The 18372-nt window shown below is 72.1% G+C and carries 18 protein-coding genes; 11 read left to right on the forward strand and 7 right to left on the reverse strand.

The genetic code is table 11. From position 1 onward, the window contains the following. Positions 1-20: 20 nt before the first annotated feature. From DFJ67_RS22210 to DFJ67_RS22220, 3 genes are read right to left on the reverse strand one after another with little or no spacing between them, the layout of a single operon-like run. Entirely contained in the window at positions 21-2147 is a 2127-nt protein-coding gene (locus tag DFJ67_RS22210; protein WP_116069749.1) for a xanthine dehydrogenase family protein molybdopterin-binding subunit, read from the reverse strand. Beyond that, entirely contained in the window at positions 2144-3127 is a 984-nt protein-coding gene (locus DFJ67_RS22215) for an FAD binding domain-containing protein (RefSeq protein WP_116069750.1), read from the reverse strand. The genes DFJ67_RS22210 and DFJ67_RS22215 overlap by 4 nt, the downstream gene beginning before the upstream one ends. After that, the gene (locus tag DFJ67_RS22220; RefSeq protein WP_116069751.1) at positions 3124-3600 is read right to left on the reverse strand and encodes a (2Fe-2S)-binding protein; all 477 of its coding nucleotides are present in this window, start codon (positions 3598-3600) and stop codon (positions 3124-3126) included. Before DFJ67_RS22220 ends, DFJ67_RS22215 begins: the two co-directional genes overlap by 4 nt. A 116-nt stretch (positions 3601-3716) precedes the next feature. Between DFJ67_RS22220 and DFJ67_RS22225 the strand changes: the two genes are divergently transcribed. Beyond that, positions 3717-4028, forward strand: coding sequence for a MazG-like family protein (locus tag DFJ67_RS22225; protein WP_116069752.1), 312 nt, complete (start codon positions 3717-3719; stop codon positions 4026-4028). Here DFJ67_RS22225 and DFJ67_RS22230 read toward each other — a convergent pair. After that, a complete protein-coding gene (locus tag DFJ67_RS22230) occupies positions 4025-5161 on the reverse strand; it encodes an App1 family protein phosphatidate phosphatase (protein ID WP_116069753.1) in 1137 nt (378 codons plus the stop codon). The genes DFJ67_RS22225 and DFJ67_RS22230 overlap by 4 nt on opposite strands. Before the next feature lie 163 nt (positions 5162-5324). Then, entirely contained in the window at positions 5325-5939 is a 615-nt protein-coding gene (locus DFJ67_RS22235; protein ID WP_116069754.1) for a hypothetical protein, read from the reverse strand. A 77-nt stretch (positions 5940-6016) separates the two neighbouring features. Between DFJ67_RS22235 and DFJ67_RS22240 the strand changes: the two genes are divergently transcribed. The 8 genes from DFJ67_RS22240 to DFJ67_RS22275 are packed head-to-tail and all read left to right on the forward strand — an operon-like array spanning position 6017 to position 14814. Next, a complete protein-coding gene (locus DFJ67_RS22240) occupies positions 6017-6895 on the forward strand; it encodes an FAD binding domain-containing protein (RefSeq protein ID WP_116069755.1) in 879 nt (292 codons plus the stop codon). A 2-nt stretch (positions 6896-6897) separates the two neighbouring features. Next, a complete protein-coding gene (locus tag DFJ67_RS22245; RefSeq protein ID WP_116069756.1) occupies positions 6898-7404 on the forward strand; it encodes a (2Fe-2S)-binding protein in 507 nt (168 codons plus the stop codon). After that, positions 7401-9767, forward strand: a complete 2367-nt coding sequence (locus DFJ67_RS22250; RefSeq protein ID WP_116069757.1) for an aerobic carbon-monoxide dehydrogenase large subunit — start codon at positions 7401-7403, stop codon at positions 9765-9767. The genes DFJ67_RS22245 and DFJ67_RS22250 overlap by 4 nt, the downstream gene beginning before the upstream one ends. Further along, the gene (locus DFJ67_RS22255) at positions 9764-10717 is read left to right on the forward strand and encodes an XdhC family protein (RefSeq protein WP_116069758.1); all 954 of its coding nucleotides are present in this window, start codon (positions 9764-9766) and stop codon (positions 10715-10717) included. Before DFJ67_RS22250 ends, DFJ67_RS22255 begins: the two co-directional genes overlap by 4 nt. Further along, on the forward strand, positions 10714-11586 hold the full coding sequence (locus DFJ67_RS22260; protein WP_116069759.1) for an AAA family ATPase: 873 nt from the start codon (positions 10714-10716) through the stop codon (positions 11584-11586). Before DFJ67_RS22255 ends, DFJ67_RS22260 begins: the two co-directional genes overlap by 4 nt. After that, entirely contained in the window at positions 11579-12826 is a 1248-nt protein-coding gene (locus DFJ67_RS22265) for a vWA domain-containing protein (protein WP_116069760.1), read from the forward strand. Before DFJ67_RS22260 ends, DFJ67_RS22265 begins: the two co-directional genes overlap by 8 nt. Then, positions 12823-13950 carry an XdhC family protein gene (locus DFJ67_RS22270; RefSeq protein WP_203784364.1) on the forward strand — a complete coding sequence of 376 codons (1128 nt, stop codon included), beginning with the start codon at positions 12823-12825 and terminating at the stop codon, positions 13948-13950. Before DFJ67_RS22265 ends, DFJ67_RS22270 begins: the two co-directional genes overlap by 4 nt. 15 nt (positions 13951-13965) lie before the next feature. After that, entirely contained in the window at positions 13966-14814 is an 849-nt protein-coding gene (locus DFJ67_RS22275) for an SRPBCC family protein (RefSeq protein ID WP_116069761.1), read from the forward strand. Here DFJ67_RS22275 and DFJ67_RS22280 read toward each other — a convergent pair. Both DFJ67_RS22280 and DFJ67_RS22285 read right to left on the reverse strand, forming a co-directional pair. Beyond that, positions 14811-15428, reverse strand: coding sequence for an HhH-GDP family DNA glycosylase (locus tag DFJ67_RS22280; RefSeq protein WP_116069762.1), 618 nt, complete (start codon positions 15426-15428; stop codon positions 14811-14813). The two genes, DFJ67_RS22275 and DFJ67_RS22280, sit on opposite strands and share 4 nt — an antisense overlap. Positions 15429-15501: 73 nt before the next feature. Beyond that, positions 15502-16839 carry a glycoside hydrolase family 10 protein gene (locus tag DFJ67_RS22285; protein WP_116069763.1) on the reverse strand — a complete coding sequence of 446 codons (1338 nt, stop codon included), beginning with the start codon at positions 16837-16839 and terminating at the stop codon, positions 15502-15504. 185 nt (positions 16840-17024) lie between these two features. Here DFJ67_RS22285 and DFJ67_RS22290 point away from each other — a divergent pair, with 185 nt between their 5' ends. Beyond that, positions 17025-17399, forward strand: coding sequence for an SgcJ/EcaC family oxidoreductase (locus tag DFJ67_RS22290; protein ID WP_116069764.1), 375 nt, complete (start codon positions 17025-17027; stop codon positions 17397-17399). Further along, positions 17357-18346 (forward strand): sigma-70 family RNA polymerase sigma factor, encoded by a 990-nt coding sequence (locus DFJ67_RS22295; RefSeq protein ID WP_116069765.1) that lies wholly within the window; start codon positions 17357-17359, stop codon positions 18344-18346. The genes DFJ67_RS22290 and DFJ67_RS22295 overlap by 43 nt, the downstream gene beginning before the upstream one ends. Positions 18347-18372 lie beyond the last annotated feature (26 nt).

Consider the following 18372-nt stretch of genomic DNA (forward strand, 5'->3'; position numbering starts at 1 on the left):
TGAATAGTGCGCGTCAAGGGTCAGAGCAGCTTGTCCAATGTGATCGGCAGGTCGCGGACCCGCCGGCCGGTCGCGTGGTGCACCGCGTTGGCGATCGCCGCGGCCACGCCGATGATGCCGATCTCGCCGAGCCCCTTGGTGCCGGTCGGGGTGAACGCGTCGGGACCGCCGACGAAGACCACGTCGAGTTCGGGCACGTCGGCGTTGACCGGCACCACGTAGTCGCCCAAGGTTCCGTTGGCGATCCGCCCGGTGTTCGGGTCGACGATGGTCTCCTCCAGCAGCGTCATGCCGAGCCCCATGACGGTGCCGCCGATCACCTGGCTGCGGGCCAGTTTCTCGTTGTAGAGCCGGCCGCCGTCGACCACCGAGACCAGCCGGCGCAGCCGGACCAGGCCCAGCTCCTCGTCGACACCGACCTCGGCGAAGCGGGCGGCGAACGGGCCGGCCACGGCCAGGTCGGCGGTGCCGGCCGCGGCGGCCAGGTCGGAGCGGCCGGTCGCGGAGATCTCGTCGAGGCCGAGCCGGTCGAGCATCGCCCCGAACGTCTCGCCGGGGCTGCCGTCGAGGCGGGCCAGGCGGGCCGTCAACTGGCCGGCGGCGTCCTTGACCGCGGCGCCGAGCGCGCCGGCCAGCCCCGAGCCGCCGGACTGCGGTGCCGGCGGCAGGTCGGTGTCGCCGATCTCCACCCGGACCTGGTCGAGGTCGAGACCGAGCAGCTCCGCGGTGAGCTGAGCGGCGATCGTGTAGGTCCCGGTGCCGATGTCGGTGGCCGCGGTGCGCAGGGTGGCGTTCCCGCCCTGGTCGACGGTCAGCCGCACCTCGCACGCGTCGGCGTAGAAGTCGAACGTCACCCCGGCCATGCCGTAGCCGACGAGCCAGTCGCCGTCGCGCATCGAGCGGGGCGCGGGGTCGCGCCGCGACCAGCCGAACCGGTCGGCGCCGACCGTCAGGCACTCCCGCAGCGCCTTGCTCGACCACGGCTTGCCGGACACCGGGTTGACCTCGGCGTAGTTGCGCAGCCGCAGCTCGACCGGGTCGATCCCGATCCCGTTGGCCAGTTCGTCGAGCGCGGACTCCAGCGCGAAGTTGAGCTCCGCGCCGCCGGGAGCCCGCATGAATCCGGTGTACGGGATGTTGACGTGCGCGACCCGGTCGTGGGTGGCGACGTTGTCGCAGGCGTACTGTGCCGGCGTGTTGGCGACGATGTAGGAGCTGAGCCGGTCTTCGACACCGTTGGCGGCCAGGCACTCGTGATCGATCGCCAGCAGCCGCCCGTCATCGGTCGCGCCGAGCTGGATCCGCTGCCGGTTGCTGGCGCGGTGCCCGGTCGAGCTGAACATCTGCGGCCGGGTCAGCACCAGCTTGACCGGCCGGTCGAGGACCCGCGCCGCCAGCGTGGTGAGCACCGTGTGGCTCCACAGCCGCAGCCCGGCGCCGAACCCACCGCCGAGGAACGGGATCAGCACCCGGACGTCGCGCTCCGGCACCTCGAACATGGCGGCCAGCGAGGCCCGCACCATCGACGGGTACTGGGTGGTGTCGTGCACCACCAGCCGGCCGCCCTGCCAGCTCGCGACGGTGGTGAACAGGCCCATCGGGCTGTTGGACTCACCGGCGATCGTGTAGGTCGCGTCGACCGTGGCGTCGGCCGCGGCCAGCGCGGTCTCCACGTCACCGCGGCTGCTCTCCAGGCCGTACGGGTTCTCCTCGACAAACGCCCGCGGGTCGAGGATGTCGAGCACCGGCTCCTGCTCCGCGTATTCCACCTCGACCAGGCGCGCGGCCGCCTGCGCCTGCGCCTGGGTGGCGGCGACCACGATGCCGATGTGCTGGCCGTAGTGGAAGATCCGGTCGTCCTGGAGGGTCCAGCGGGTGATCGAGCCGAGGTCGTTGGGTGGCGGCGGGGCCAGCGCGGGCGCGTTCTCGTGGGTGAGCACGGCCAGCACGCCGGGCGCGGCCTCGGCCGCCGAGCGGTCGATCCGGGTGATCCGGCCGGCCGCGACGGTCGACGAGATCAGCGCCGCGTGCACCTGGCCGGGCAGGTCGAAGTCAGACGGGTAGGGCGCGGCACCGGCCACCTTGCGCCGGCCGTCGACCCGGTCAACCGGCCGCCCGAGCAACCGGTCAGTGAGAGTCGCCGTCATGTTGTCACCGTCCGCAGGATCCGCACGATCGTGCGCTTGGCCAGTTCCACCTTGAACTCCGTGCCGGGGACCGTGAACGGGTGGCGGATCGCCGCCTCGGCCGCCGCGCGGAAGGTGCGCTCGTTGGCCGGCGCGCCGACCAGGACCCGCTCGGCCTCGTAGGCCCGCCACGGCACCGTGCCGACGCCGCCCAGCCCGAGCCGCGCGGCCGCGATCGTGCCGTCGTCGACCTGGATGGCGGCGGCGGCCGAGGTGAGCGCGAACTCGTAGGAAGACCGGTCCCGGACCTTCAGGTAGCCCGATCGGGTGCCCGCGGGCAGCAGCGGCACTTCGACGTGGGTGACCAACTCGCCGTGGCGCAGCACGTTCTCCCGGTCCGGCCGGTCGCCCGGGGTCAGGTAGAACTCGGTCAGCGGCACGCGCCGGCCGCCGTCGGCGTCGCGCAGCACCACGACCGCGTCCAGCGCCACCAACGGGACGCACAGGTCGGAGGCGTGCAGGGCGATGCACGACGGGCCGGCGCCGAGGATCGCGTGCATCCGGGCGACGGCCTCGACCGCGGCACAGCCCGAGCCGGGCGTGCGCTTGTTGCAGGCGCCCACGTCGGGGTCGCGGAAATAGCGGCACCGGGTGCGTTGCAGGAGGTTGCCGCCGATGGTGGCCATGTTGCGCAACTGCGTCGAGGCGCCGGCCAGCAGCGCCTCGCGGACCAGGGGCAGCCGGGCGGCCACCGTCTCGTCGGCGGCCAGCTCCTCCATTGTGGTCAGTGCGGCGATCCGCAGGTGTTCGCCGGTGCGGGTGACGCCGCGCAGCGGCAGCCGGCCGATGTCGACCAGCCGGCTCGGGTGCACGACCCGGTCCTTGAGCGCCAGGTCGAGCTCGGTGGTGCCGCCGGCCAGGAACGCCGCGTCCGGCTGCTCGGCGACCAGGGCCACGGCACTGGACGCATCCGCCGCACGCACGTACTCGATGTCGCTCATGAGTCCGCCACCTCGCGGATCGCCGCGACGATGTTGGGGTAGGCCGCGCAGCGGCAGAGGTTGCCGCTCATGAACTCGCGGATCTCGTCGTCGGACCCGGCCCGCCCTTCGCGCAGCAGCGCCACCGCCGACATCACCTGACCCGCCGTGCAATAGCCGCACTGCAGCGCGTCGTGGCGGACGAAAGCCTCCTGGACGGGGTCGTCGGCCAGCCCTTCGATGGTGGTGATCTCCGTGCCGTCGCACTGCGCCGCGAGGGTCAGGCAGGAGACGATCCGCTTGCCGTCGCGCAGCACCGTGCACGCACCGCAGGCGCCCTGGTCGCAGCCCTTCTTGGTGCCGGTCAGGTGCAGCTCGTCGCGCAGCGCGTCGAGCAGCGTGGTGGTGCTGTCCAACCGGGCGGGATAGGTGCGCCCGTTGACCCGCAGCTCGACGGTGACCTCGGTCGAGCGTGCGGTGGTTACCGAAGACATGACGACTCCTCGCGCCGGCGGCCGCTTTCGGGCGACGCTACCGGCGGGGATAAGCCCAAAAAGCCGTTCGCGAACCTTTGCCCGGTGGGCAATCGGGCGTACGCCACACTGTCACCGTGGACGACACGATCTGGAAGCTGGTGCCCGCGGCGCGGGGCTGGCTCGACGCCGCCAACGGCACCGACGACGCCGAACTGAGCTGCCGGATGCTGAAGGTGACGGAGGAGGCCGGCGAGGTGGCCAGCGCCTGGATCGGGATGCGCGGGCAGAATCCGCGCAAGGGCGTCACGCACACCCGCGACGACGTCGCCGCGGAGCTGGCCGACGTGGTGATCACCGCACTGGTCGCGATCGAGAGCCTCGGCCTCGACGCGCGCGCCACCCTCGAGGCCACCGCGGCCAAGGTGCACGCCCGGATCGGCGACTAGAGCAGCCCCGCCTCGCGCATCAGGCGGGACAGGCCGGCACCGTCGGGCGCCCACAGCCAGCTCTGTGCCCCGGTGTCCCGGGCCCGCGGGCTGTTGTCGTGGATCGGCAGCGCGCCGGCCAGCACGGCCTGGGTCGGTGACAGGCGGCGGATCGCGACCGCGGCGACGTTGTCGGGGTTGGAGCGCGCGAAGTCGGCGTAGATCTCCGGGTCGTGCTGCCCGTCGTCGCCGATCAGCAGCCACTTGACAGTGGGGAACTCGGAAGCGAGGCGGCGCAGGGTGGCCCGCTTGTGCTCCTGGCCGCTGCGAAACCAGCGGTCCTTCTGCGGGCCCCAGTCGGTGAGCAGCAGCGGGCCGGCGGGGTAGAGGTGCCGGGACAGGAACCGGGTCAGCGTCTGCGCGACGTTCCACGCGCCGGTCGACAGGTAGAGCACGGGTGCGCCCGGGTGCGCGGTGATCAGCCGCTCGTAGAGGACCGCCATCCCGGGCACCGCGGCCCGGGCGTGTTCGTCGAGCACGAACGTGTTCCACGCGGCCAGCAGCGGCCGGGGCAGCGCGGTGACCATGACCGTGTCGTCGATGTCGGAGACGATGCCGAAGGTCACGGAGGGGTCGACGATCAGCACCGGCGCCTCGGCCGGGTCGGCGTCGGCGGCGCGGATCCGCACCGTCTGCCAGCCCGTCGGCAGGTCGGCCTCGACCCGCGCGTCGACGAAACCGCCGCGGTCGGTGCGCAGCACGTGTCGCTGGTCGCCGGCGATGATCTCGACCTCGGCGTCGTTGACCGCGACGGTGCCGAAGCTGCGCCAGCCGCGCACGCTCTTGGGCTTGGTCGGCGGCGGCGCGCCCTCCGGGCCCGATGGTGGCGTGTCGCTCTCACCGGGGCGGCTGAGCAGCACCCGGCCCATCACCCGAACCCAGCCGGGCCCCCCGTAGCCGGTGTAGGGCACGATCGTCGCCTGCCAGCCACGCCGGCGCATCCGCCGCTCGATGACCGCGCGAACGGCGTCTTCGGCGCGGGCGGCGCGGTGCAGACGCGCGGGTGCGGAGGACAGCGACACGCCCCCACCCTGCCATAACCCGTCGAGGACGGCTCGACGGCGGTGGATCTTGGAAGCCGCGTTCACGATCATGACCGGAATTCCGGACAGGAGTGACCGGACACATCACGAGTAAAGGTTTTCACCTCGAAACCAGTGATCGGGAACACAGGCGAGGGATAGTTGATGAATGGCGGGTCCGGCGCCAAGACGGCCCGGCGGCAGCGCGTGCCGACGGTGGGCCGCCGCATGCCCGTCAGAGCTTCGCGCGACCCTCTTCGAAGAACGCCGCGATCGCCGCCGCGTCGGGCAGGTCGCTGATCCCGCGGGCCGCGCCGAACGGCGCGTTCCAGAACTCGCCCTGCCTCGGCTTCCACGGGCCGACATAGGCATAGGGCTCGTTGTGCCAGGTGTCGCCGGGGGAGACCCCGTAGTTGACCTCGTGCTCGGTGACCGAGACGTCGAAGTGCTCGGGCCACAGCACCGGCAGTTGGTCGGGCAGCACCCGGCGCATGGCCGCGTCGCCGGCGTTGAACCAGTCGGCGAGATAGGCCGCCTTGGCCTCGTCGACGACCAGCGCCTCGTCTTCGCGTACGCCCGAATGGTCGGCGTAGTTGTCGGGAACGCCCGCGTCGACGTCGACGGCCGCCGCGAGCCCGGCCGGCGTGTTGCCCGGCAGCGCGAGCCGCTGCCCGCCGGCGACCAGCTCGGCACCCTCGACCCGCAGGTCTGGTGCCTTCACCGTGGCAAAACCACCCGGCACCACGCGCAGCCGGATGGTGCCGCTCGCCCGGAACTGCGGCCCGGCCAACAGGATCTCCGCGACGCCGTGCCAGGCACGGCGGGTCTCGGCGAGACGTTGTCCGGTCACCCCGCCAAGGCTACCGGCGACCCGCGTCCGCCCGGTCCGCAACGCTCCACCCCGCCCGCGTTAACTCGGAGGTGCTAATGCAAGTCCCTGCCCCGTTCACCTATGAACGGGCGACGAGTGTCGAGCACGCGATCGAACTGCTCGGCCAACTGGGCCCCGAGGCCCGGGTCGTCGCCGGTGGACACAGCCTGATCCCGATGATGAAGCTCCGCCTCGCCCGGCCCGACGCGCTGGTCGACATCAACGCCCTGGGTGCCGAGCTCGGGCAGATCCGGGTCGACGGCACCGATCTCGTGATCGGCGCCCTGACCCGGCACGCCGACCTGCTCCGGTCGGCGGTCGCAGGCGAGCATTTCCCGATTTTTCATGACGCCGAGAAGGTGATCGCCGACCCGGTGGTGCGCAACTTCGGCACGGTCGGCGGCTCGCTCTGCCAGGCCGACCCGGCCGAAGACCTGTCCGCGGTGTTCGCCGCGGTCGACGCCGTCGCGGTCCTCCGCGGGCCCGGCGGGGTCCGCCAGGTGCCGGTCCGCGAGCTCCACATCGGTCCATATGAGACGGTGCTGGCGCCCGACGAGCTGCTGATCGAGCTGCGGGTGCGGATCCGGCCCGGCGGCGGCAGCGCCTACGAGAAGGTCGAGCGGCGGGTCGGCGACTACGCGGTCGCGGCCGGCGGTGCCGCGATCTGGCTCGACGGCGACACGGTGAGCGGGGCCGGCATCGGCCTGACCGCCGTTGGCGCCGAGCACTTCGCCGCACCCGAGGCCGAGGCGGCCCTGGTCGGGCAGCCGGCCACCGACGAGTCGTTCCGCGCGGCCGGCCGGATCGCCGCCGACAACTGCAACCCGACAGCCGACCAGCGGGGTCCGGTCGACTACAAGCGGCACCTCGCCGCGGAGCTCACCACCCGGGCACTGCGCCGGGCGGCCGCCCGCGCGCGCGGTCAGGAGGCATAGACATGCAGGTCACGATAACTGTCAACGGCAGCGCCGAGACCCACGAGGTGGAGCCGCGGCTGTTGCTCGTGCACTTCATCCGGGAGAAGGCCGGCCTACGCGGCACCCACTGGGGCTGCGACACCTCCAACTGCGGCACGTGCGTCGTCTGGCTCGACGGCAAGCCGGTCAAGTCGTGCACGGTGTTCGCGGCGATGGCCGACGGTCACGAGGTGCGCACCGTCGAGGGGCTCGAGCAGGGCGGGCAGCTCGACCCGGTGCAGGAGGGCTTCATGGAGTGCCACGGCCTCCAATGCGGGTTCTGCACGCCGGGCATGTTGATGACCGCCCGGGCGCTGCTCGACGCCAACCCGGACCCGTCCGAGCACGAGATCCGCGAGGCGATCTCGGGCCAGCTCTGCCGGTGCACCGGCTACGAGAATATCGTCCGCTCGGTCCGCTGGGCTGCCGAGAAAGAGGCGTCTGGACCGGTCACCGAATCGGAGAAGCCCGTGGAGGCGACGGCATGACGACGGTAGAGGAACGCCCGCACACCGGCTTCGGCCGCACGCTGCGTAAGGAAGACGTCCGGCTGGTGCGGGGCAAGGGCAACTACGTCGACGACGTGCGCCTGCCCGGGATGCTGCACGGCGCCCTGCTGCGCAGCCCCTACGCGCACGCCAGGATCCTGTCGATCGACACCTCGGCGGCCGAGGCCATGCCGAAGGTGCTCGCGGTGATCACCGGCGAGACGCTCAAGGGCCTTGGCCTGGCCTGGATGCCCACGCTGTCCTACGACGTGCAGGCGGTGCTGGCCACCGACAAGGTCCGCTACCAGGGCCAGGAAGTCGCCTTCGTGATCGCCGAGGACCACTACGCGGCGCGCGACGCGGTCGAGCTGATCGAGGTCGACTACGAGCCGCTGCCCGCGGTCATCGACGCGAAGAAGGCGCTCGACCCGGACTCGCCGGTGATCCGCGACGACAAGGAGAACCAGGCCGACAACCACATCTTCGACTGGGAGGCCGGCGACCAGGCCAAGACCGACGAGGTGTTCGCCAACGCCGAGGTGGTCGTCGCGGAGGACATCCTCTATCCGCGGGTGCACCCGGCGCCGCTGGAGACCTGCGGTTCGGTCGCCGACATGGACCCGGTCACCGGCAAGCTGACGCTCTACACCACGAGCCAGGCCCCACACGCACACCGCACGGTGTACGCGCTCGTCGCGGGCCTGCCCGAACACAAGATCCGGGTGATCGCGCCGGACATCGGCGGCGGCTTCGGCAACAAGGTCGGCATCTACCCGGGTTACGTGATGTCGATCGTCGGCTCGATCGTCACCGGCAAGCCGGTCAAGTGGGTCGAAGACCGGTCCGAGCACCTGATGAGCACGGCGTTCGCCCGCGACTACCACATGCGCGGCGAGATCGCGGCGACGAAGGACGGCAAGATCCTCGGCCTGCGGGTCAAGGTGATCGCCGACCACGGCGCGTTCAACGCGACCGCCCAGCCGACCAAGTTCCCGGCCGGCTTCTTCCACGTGTTCACCGGCTCCTACGACCTGCAGGCCGCGCACTGCTCGGTCACCGGTGTCTACACCAACAAGGCGCCGGGCGGGGTCGCCTACGCCTGCTCGTTCCGCATCACCGAGGCGGTCTACCTGGTCGAGCGGATGGTCGACGTGCTCGCCTACGAGCTCAAGGCCGACCCGGCCGAGCTGCGGATGAAGAACCTGCTGCAACCGGAGCAGTTCCCTTACACCACCCAGACCGGCTGGGAGTACGACTCCGGCGACTACCCGAAGGCCCTCCAGCTCGCCATGGACATGGCCGGCTACGACGAGTTGCGCCGCGAGCAGGCGGAGAAGCGTGAGCGGGGCGAGCTGATGGGCATCGGCGTCGCGTTCTTCACCGAGGCGGTCGGTGCGGGCCCGCGCAAGCACATGGACATCCTCGGGCTCGGCATGGCCGACGGCGCCGAGCTGCGGATCCACCCGACCGGCAAGGCGGTGCTGCGGATCTCGGTGAAGACCCAGGGCCAGGGGCACGAGACGACGTTCGCCCAGATCGTCGGCAACGAGTTGGGCCTGCCCACGGCCGACATCGAGGTGGTGCACGGCGACACCGACCAGACGCCGTTCGGCCTGGGCACCTACGGTTCCCGGTCGACGCCGGTCTCCGGTGCGGCGACCGCGCTGGTGGCCCGCAAGATCCGCGACAAGGCGAAGATCATCGCGTCGGCCATGCTCGAGGTGTCGCCCGACGACCTCGAGTGGGCCGGCGACCGCTTCCACGTCAAGGGCGACCCCGAGCAGGCCAAGACGATCCAGGAGATCGCCATGGCCGCGCACTCCAGCCTGGAGCTGCCGGAAGGGATCGAGGGACACCTCGACGCGACGACGGTCTACAACCCGCCCAACCTGACCTATCCGTTCGGCGCCTACATCTGCGTGGTCGACGTCGACCCGGGCACCGGCGGGGTCAAGGTGCGGCGGTTCATCGCGGTCGACGACTGCGGCGTGCGGATCAACCCGATGATCGTCGAGGGCCAGGTGCACGGCGGGCTCGCCGACGGCGTGGGCATGGCGCTGATGCAGGTGATCGCGTTCGACGAGGAGGGCAACCACCTAGGAGCGTCCTTCATGGACTATCTGTTGCCGACCTCGCTGGAATGCCCGTCGTGGGAGCTGGGTGCGACCTACACCCCGTCGCCGCACCACCCGATCGGCGCCAAGGGCGTCGGTGAGTCGGCGACCGTGGGCTCGCCGTGCGCGGTGGTGAACGCGGTGCTCGACGCGATCAAGGTGCGGCATGCCGACATGCCGCTCACGCCGGCCGCGGTCTGGGGTGCCATGCAGGGGCGGCCGATCCGGACGGACCTCGCGATCCAGTGACGGCCACGACGGAGCAGAGGGCGAACGAGCTGCGCGCCGCGCGCAGCCCGTTCGTCCTCGCGGTCGTGGTCCGCGCCGAGCGGCCCACCTCCGCGAAGCCCGGCGACCGGGCGATCATCCGCGGTGACGGCACGATCGAGGGCTTCGTCGGGGGCTCGTGCGCGGAGTCGACGGTGCGGATCCAGAGCCTGCGGCAGCTCGCGTCCGGCGAGTCGACGCTGCTGCGGATCACCCCGGGCGGCGACGCGACCCGGCCGCCCGGCTTCGTCTCCGACTCGCCGGGGCTGGTGGTGGCCGACAACACCTGCCTGTCCGGCGGCACCATCGACGTGTTCCTGGAGGTGGTCATGCCGGCGCCACTGGTGCAGGTCTACGGCGACACCCCGATCGCGCGCGCCCTGGTGGCGGTCGGCGGCGCGGCCGGCTACGAGGTCCGGCTGGCCGCCGGGCCGACCACCGTGCCGACCGATGCGCTGGCGGTGGTGGTCGCCTCGCACGGGCACGACGAAATCGGCGTGCTGACCTCGGCGGTCTCGGCTGGAGTGCCTTACGTGGCGCTGGTCGCGTCGCCGAAGCGGGGTGCCGCGGTGCTTGCCGAGGCGGGCGTGCCGGCCGGCCGGGTCAAGACGCCGGCGGGTCTCGACCTCGGTGCGCGCACACCCGGCGACGTCGCCGTCTCCATCCTGGCCGAGGTGGTCGCGGCCCGGACCGCCGCGATGGCGGAGACCGTGCCCCCGCCGCGCGCGCCGCAGCCGGTGGTAATAGGGGCCCCTTCCTATGCGGAAAGCGTTAACAAGGGGCCCTTGCTTGCGGTTGACCCGGTGTGCGGGATGGAGGTGCTGGTGGAGCCCGGCGCGCTGTCGTTTGAGAATGCCGGCCGCACCTGGTATTTCTGCGCCGCAGGCTGTCGCACGGCGTTCGCCGCCGACCCCGCGCGGTGGGGCGGATGACCGGCGACCTGCCCGCCGATGTCGGCGGGCTGACGGCGGCGCTCGACCGCACCGGCTATCTCGCGGACGAGCCGCTCGCCACCGCCCTGTTCCTGGCCACCCGGATGCCGGCGCCGATCCTGCTCGAAGGGGAACCCGGCGTCGGCAAGACCGAGGCGGCCAAGGCGCTGGCGGCCGCGCTCGACACGCCGCTGGTGCGGCTCCAGTGCTACGAGGGTCTGACCGTCTCCGAGGCGCTCTACGAGTGGAACTATCCCCGGCAGTTGCTGGCGATCCGGCTCGCCGAGGCCTCCGGCGCGACGGTCGCGTCGGCCGACCTTTTCACGCCGGAGTTCCTGCTCGCCCGCCCGTTGCTCGCCGCGCTGGAGCACACCGGGCCGCGGCCGGCCGTGCTGCTGCTCGACGAGGTCGACCGGGCCGACGACGAGTTCGAGGCGTTCCTGCTGGAGTTGCTCGCGGAGAACACGGTCACGATCCCGGAGCTGGGCACCCGGCGCGCGGTGCTGCCGCCGGTCGTGGTGCTCACCTCCAACCGCACCCGCGACCTGCACGACGCGTTGAAGCGGCGCTGCCTCTACCACTGGATCCCCTACCCGGCGGCCGACCGGGTCGCGGCGATCGTCCGCCGGCGGGTGGCCGGCATCGGCGACCCGCTCGCCGACCAGGTCGCCGCCGCGGTGCAGCGGTTGCGCGGGCTCGAGCTCTACAAGCCGCCCGGGGTGGCCGAGGCGGTCGACTGGGCGACGGCGCTGCGGGTTCTGGGCATCGCGACATTGACGCCCGCCACAGCCGCCCAGACGCTCGCCGCCGTGGTCAAATACGACGAAGACCTGGCGACGGTACGCGGAAGCGGGCTCTTCGATGACTGAACCGTCCCCGGCCGACCTGGCCGCCGTGGTGGCCCGGTTCGGCGCGGTGCTGCACGACTCCGGCGTCGCGGTCGGGCCCGACCGGGGCGAGCGGTTCGCCCGGGCGGTGCTGCTGACCCGGCCGGCCACCACCCGCGCGCTCTACTGGTGCGCGGCGATCACGCTGCTCGCCGACCCGGCCGACCGGCCCGCCTTCGACCGGGCGTTCGACCTGGTGTTCGGCGGCATGGTCGACGACGCGTCGGCCCGCGGCCTGGATACCTCGCCGGAGTCGTCCGGTGCCAACGTGCCGCCCCGGCCGGGCCGCGCCGACGGCGGGCAGCCCGGAATCGGCGACCAGCCGTCCGGTTCGCCTCCTTCGTCGCCCGAAACGCGTAGCCCGTATCCCCTCATCGCGACCTCGGCCGAACGACTCGGTGGCCGCGACTTCGCGAAGCTCTCGCCCGACGAGCTCGCGGAGCTCGCCGTCGCCATGCGGCGGCTCCGCCTGTCCAGCCCACCTCGTCGCACCCGGCGCACCCGGGTCGGCCACCGCGGTCCGGCGCTCGACCTGCGCGCGACGCTGCGGGCCGCGCGGCGGACCGGCGGCCACCCGGTGCGGCTGCGCCGGCGTCGCCCCCGGGTCAAGCCGCGCCGGCTGGTCGTCCTCTGTGACATCTCCGGTTCGATGGCGCCCTACGCCCGGGCGCTGCTGCAACTGGTCTACTGCGCCGCCGCCACCGGGCCGCGGACCGAGGTGTTCACCTTCGCCACCCGGCTCACCCGGCTGACCAAGGTGCTCGAGCGGGTGCCGCCGACGGTCGCCCTGGAGCGCGCCGGCCGGGCGGCACCGGACTGGTCCGGCGGCACCCGGATCGGCGCCGCGCTGCGCACCTTCCTCGACGAGCACGGCGCCCGCGGGATGGCCCGCGGCGCGGTCGTGCTGATCCTCAGCGACGGGTGGGACACCGGTCCTCCCGAGGTGCTGGGGCAACAGATGGCGCGCCTGGCACGGTTGGCGCATCGGGTGGTCTGGGCCAATCCGCGCACCCAGAGCGCGGCGTTCCGACCGCTGACGGGGGGCATGGCCGCCGCGTGGCCCTATTGCGACGCGGTGGTGAGCGCGCATCGACTGACCGCGCTCGACGACCTGTTGGCGGCGCTGGCCGATCCCGGCCCGCGCCACCGGCCGCGGCCGCGGGTCGCCGACCCGGTGGCGGCGGCCCGGCGGACCGACCATAGTGATAGCTGGGGGCGATGACCGTGCGCGACGTGCTCGCTGACCTGTCGCGCTGGTGGCGCGAGGGTAGCCCGGTGGGGATGGCCACCGTGGTCGGCACCTGGAAGAGCGCACCGCGGCCACCCGGCGCCACCATGCTCGTCGGCCCCGACCAGACGGCCGTCGGCAGCGTCTCCGGCGGCTGCGTCGAAGCGGCCGTCTACGAGCTCGGCCTCGAGGCGATCTCGACGGGCCAACCGCAGCTGATCCGCTACGGGGTCAGCGACGACGACGCGTTCTCGGTCGGGCTGACCTGCGGCGGCATCATCGACATCTTCGTCGAGCGGATCGACCCGTCGTCGTTCCCGCAGCTCGGCGACGTCGCGTCGGCCATCGCGGCGGAGCAGCCGGTAGCGGTGGCCACGGTGATCAGCGACCCGTTGGGGCGGCTCGGCCAGCGCCTGGTCGTCTGGCCGGACCGGGTCGACGGGACGCTCGGTTCGGCCCACTTCGACGAGGCGCTCACCGAAGACGTGCGGGGGATGCTGGCCGCCGGGCTCACCGGACCACTGCATTACGGCACCGACGGCGAGCGGCTCGGTGACGAGGTCACCGTGTTCGTCGCGGCCTACGCACCGCCGCCGCGGATGCTGGTCTTCGGCGCGATCGACTTCGCCGCGGCGCTGGCCCGCCAGGGTGCCTTCCTCGGCTACCGGGTGACCGTCTGTGACGCCCGGCCGGTGTTCGCGACCAGCCGCCGCTTCCCCGGCGTCGAGGTGGTCGTCGACTGGCCGCACCGCTACCTCAACGGCGAGATCGCCGCCGGCCGGGTCGATGGCCGCACCGTCGTCTGCGTCCTCACTCACGACCCGAAGTTCGACGTGCCGGTGCTCCAGGTGGCGCTGGAACGCGAGTTCGCCTACGTCGGCGCGATGGGCTCCCGGCGCACCCACGATGACCGGATAGCCGGCCTGCTCGCCGCCGGGGTGCCCGAGGCCCAACTTAAGAAGCTGCACTCGCCGATCGGGCTGGCGCTCGGTGCGCGTACCCCCGAGGAGACGGCGGTGAGCATCACCGCCGAGATCATCGCCGACCGCTGGGGTGGCGACGGGCAGAAGTTGTCCACTCTGGACGGAAGTATCCACGAGAACCTCGACCGACGCTGACTGGGAGATCCTGCAATGGAGCTGGAACACAATTTCACCGTCGCGGCACCTGTCGAACGCGCCTGGAACGTGCTGCTCGACCTCGACACGGTCGTGCCCTGCATGCCCGGCGCGGCGCTGACCGGGCAAGACGGCGACAGCTTCGACGGCACCGTCAAGGTCAAGCTCGGCCCGGTCTCGATGACGTTCGCCGGCAAGGGCACCTTCGTCGAACGCGACGAGGCCAACCGGCGCGTGGTGGTCGAGGCCGCCGGCCGTGACTCCCGCGGCGGCGGCACGGCGAAGGCGACCGTGCGGGCCACGCTGACCCCGGCGGCCGACCCCGACTCCACCGACGTGCACGTGGTCACCGACCTGGCCGTCACGGGCCGGATCGCCCAGTTCGGTCGCGGCATGATCGCCGACGTCAGCGGGCGGCTGCTCGGCCAGTTCACCGACTGCCTCCAGGGCAAGCTGGCCGGCGGCGGCACGGCTGCCGTCCCCGCCGCACAGACCGCCACCTCGGCCGGTGCGGCGGCGTCCAGCGGTGGCGCGTCGGCGGCGGGTGCGGCCGCGGCCGGCACGCCGGCGGGCTCGGCCTCGTCCGGTGGGGGCCCGCCCAACGGGCGGGCCAGCGGGGCGCGGCCGGAGGCGTTCCACGGCCTGCGGCCGGCGGAGCGGGCGTTCCCTGGTCAGGTGGAGTCGGAGGAGCGCCAGGCGTTCACCGCGGAGCGGGAGGCGTTCACCGAGGTCGAGGTGGAGCCGGTCGACCTGTTCGCGGTCACCGGCCTCAACACGGTCGCCCGGCGGGCGCTGCCCTACGCCCTGGTGCTGCTCGCCGGCATCGCGATCGGCACGGTTTTCGTCCGGCGCCGGCGCACCTAGAGGGTCTTGTCGTGTGAGCCGCGCAGGACGGCGGCGGCCAGCGCCGGGAGCCGCTCCGGTGTGACCAGGCCGGCCAGCCGGTCCGGGTTGCTGGGCAGGTCGACTGCCTTGGCGGCCTCGGTGACGCGCGGGTCCAGATACGGGTGCACGTCCGGCCAGATCGCCTGCACCTCGCGGAGGAAGATGTCGGCGCCGGTCGGGCCGATGCCCGGGAACTCCATCAGCGAGTCGCGCAGTTGGGCCCGGTCGCCGTAGGCCGCGCCGTGCATCCGGCGCAGGTCGCCGTGCCAGCGATCGAGCAGGAGTTGGGCGCCGGCGGTGAGTTGCGCGACCGCCGGGCCGCCATACCGGATGTAGTGGCCGGCGGCCAGGGCGTGCCAGAGGGTGTGCTCGTCGGCGCCGGCCATCGCCTTGGGCGTGGTGAGCCCGGCCTTGAACAGTTCGCGGGCGGCCGCGACCGCGACGTCCGCGGAGATCCGGGTGCTCAGCAGCTTGACCAGCACCAGCAACTGGTAGAGCGGCTGGGGTCGGTCGGCCAGGCGGATGCCCGCCTGCTGCGCGTAGGTCTCGCCGTATCGGTTGAGCAGCAGCGCTACCCGGTCGGTGTCGGTCATGCGTCCCGGGTTTCCACCTTTGCGGTGATCTAACCGGGCTGTGCCGGTTCGGCACAGCCCGGTCAGTGGCTTCTCAGCCCGCGGTGCACGACCTGATCTGCGGCCGCGCGCCGGAGTTGCCGTTCATCATCGTGGTGAAGCCGAACGTGTTGCCGCTGCCGTTGGACCGCATCGTCATCACGTTGCCGCTGCTGTCCCAACTGGCGCTGCCGTTCCAGATGGTGGAGATCTTCTGCGGCGGGGTGATCGCGACGACCACCGCCCAGGTGCTGGCGCCGCTGACGGTCACCGACGTGTTGTAGCGGTCACCCCAGACCGTCCCGGGTGTCACCGAGGCGGTGCAACCGCCGCTGGAGGGTGGCGGCGTGGTCGGGTTGCCGGTCGGCGGCGGGGTCGTCGGGTCGCCACCGCCGGGGTTGCCGTTGTTGAGCGCGGTGAGCACGGCGTTGTAGGCGGCCTTCTTGTTGCCGCTGCCGTCGAAGAGCAGCGGGCTCTCGCCGGACCGCCACGAGTCGGAGTCGCGGATGCCCCACACGGTGATCACCTTGCACCGGGACACGGCGAGGCAGTCGTTGACCACGCTGCTGTAGGCACTGGTCGGCGCGTTGCGGATGTCGAGTTCGGTGATGTGCACGTCGACGCCCAGAGCGGCGAAACTCGACAGCGTGGTGCGGTAGTTGCTCGGGTAGTTGGACCCGCCGGTGAAGTGCGACTGGAGGCCGACGCAGTCGATCGGCACGCCGCGGCTCTTGAAGTCCTGCACCATCCGGTAGACGGCCTGCGTCTTCGCGTCGTTCCAGTTGTCGATGTTGTAGTCGTTGTAGCAGAGCAGCGCGTTCGGGTCGGCCGCGTCCGCCGCGCGGAAGGCCGCCTCGATCCAGTCGTTGCCCGTGCGCTGGAGGTTGGAGTCGCGACGTGCTCCGGACGACCCGTCGGCGTACGCCTCGTTGACCACGTCCCACCAGGTAACCTGGCCGCGGAAGTGGGTCGCCACCTGGGTCACGTGGTTGAGGATGGCCGAGCGCAGCGTGCTGCCCGACAGGCTCTGCATCCAGCCCGGCTGCTGCGAGTGCCAGGCCAGCGTGTGACCACGCACCTTTATGCCGTGGGAGGCGGCGTGCTGCACGATCCGGTCCGCGTTGCCATAGCTGAACTGCCCCCGCTGTGGCTCGGTCGCGTCGATCTTCATCTCGTTCTCGGGCGTGACCTGGTTGAACTCGCGGTCCAACAGCGTCGTGTAAGCCGAGTCGCCCAGCCTGCCGGACGCGACGGCGGTCCCGAAGTAGCGGCCGCTCTGGGCGGCTGACGCCCCGAGGGTGCTCGCGGCGCTGGCGCTGCCCGCGACGACCAGGGTGCCGACGGCGGCCAACAGGCTGACGGTCGAGACGACGACGGCGGTGCGTATTCGCATCTGGGTCCCTTTCTGCCGGGTCCGGAGAGACGGACCGCATCGATGTGAGTGGATCGAAGTATTGCGGCGGTGTTTCGAGAGCGTCAATAAGTTTCGGAAACTTCCGGGATGTTGTTCCGGAACGATGAGTTTCCGGTGCCGGCGCGGTAGATATCTCGACCGCACCATCAAGGAGGAAGATCGAGATGATGACCGCCGAGATCAAGGACCTGTTCGACCGGGTGTACGCCGCCTGGGGCGACGCCGACGCCTTCGCCGCGCTCTACCGCGAGGACGCCACCGTCGTCATGCCCGGCGTCTTCCGCCAGGGCCGCGAGGCCGTGCGCGCGTCGATGGGCGCCGCCTGGGCCGGCCCGCTGAAGGGCTCCCGGGCGGTCGACGAGCCGCAGGACGTGCGGGTCATCGGCGACACCGCCATCGTGGTCAGCCGGGCCGGGATCCTGATGCCGGGCCAGGACGACCTCGCACCGGGTGCCGCCGTGCTGGCCACCTGGGTGCTCACCCGCGAGGCCGGGGAATGGGCGGTCGCGGCCTACACCAACACGCCGGCGGCGCCGTGACCGCTCCTGCCGACGCCGACGTCGAGGCCCACCGACCCGAGTTGCTGGTGCACTGCTACCGGATGCTCGGGTCGGTCGACGACGCCGAAGACGTGGTGCAGGAGACGATGCTGCGTGCCTGGCGCGCCCGGGAGTCCTACGACCCCGGGCGCGCCGCCCTGCGTACCTGGCTCTACAAGATCGCCACCAACGCCTGCCTGACTGCGCTGCGCGGACGGGCCCGCCGGCCGCTCCCGTCCGGCCTCGGCGCGCCCGACGACGACCCTTCTGGCACGCCGCTCGTGCCGGCGTTCGACATCCCGTGGCTCCAGCCGTTGCCGGACGCCCGGATCGAGGATCCGGCCGGGCGGGTGGTGCGGCGGGGGAGCCTGCGGCTCGCGCTGGTCGCCGCGCTCCAGGTGCTGCCGGCCCGGCAGCGCGCGGTGCTCCTGCTCCGGGAGGTGTTGGAGTTTTCCGCCGCTGAGGTGGCCGATCTGCTCGACACGTCGGTGCCGGCCGTCAACAGCGCGTTGCAGCGGGCCCGCTCGGCACTGTCTGATGTGGAGGAACTGGAGGTCGTCGAGCCCGACGACCGCACCGTCCGGGCGACGGTCGACCGCTACCTGCGGGCCTTCGAGGTCGCCGACGTCGAGGGCCTGGTCCGGTTGCTCACCGACGACGCGGTGCTGGAGATGCCGCCGGTGCCGCTCTGGTATCGCGGGCGGGACGCGTACGCCACTTTCATGCACCGGGTCTATGCCATGAACGGCGAGTTCTGGCGGGTGGTGCGGCTGGGCGCCAACACCCAACCGGCGTTCGCGGCCTACGTCCGCGATGGCGACGGTTTCGCCCTGCACACCCTCCAGATCCTGACCGTCCCGGCGGCCGGTGGCGTCGCCCGCAACGTGGTCTACCGCGACCCGGCCGTGTTCGCCGACTTCGCTCTCCCGGCGACACTGTCCTCTTGACCGCCGTTGGCGGCTGGCCTTGTGGA

Origin of the sequence: Asanoa ferruginea, from assembly GCF_003387075.1 — a bacterium.
GTDB classification, from domain to species: domain Bacteria; phylum Actinomycetota; class Actinomycetes; order Mycobacteriales; family Micromonosporaceae; genus Asanoa; species Asanoa ferruginea.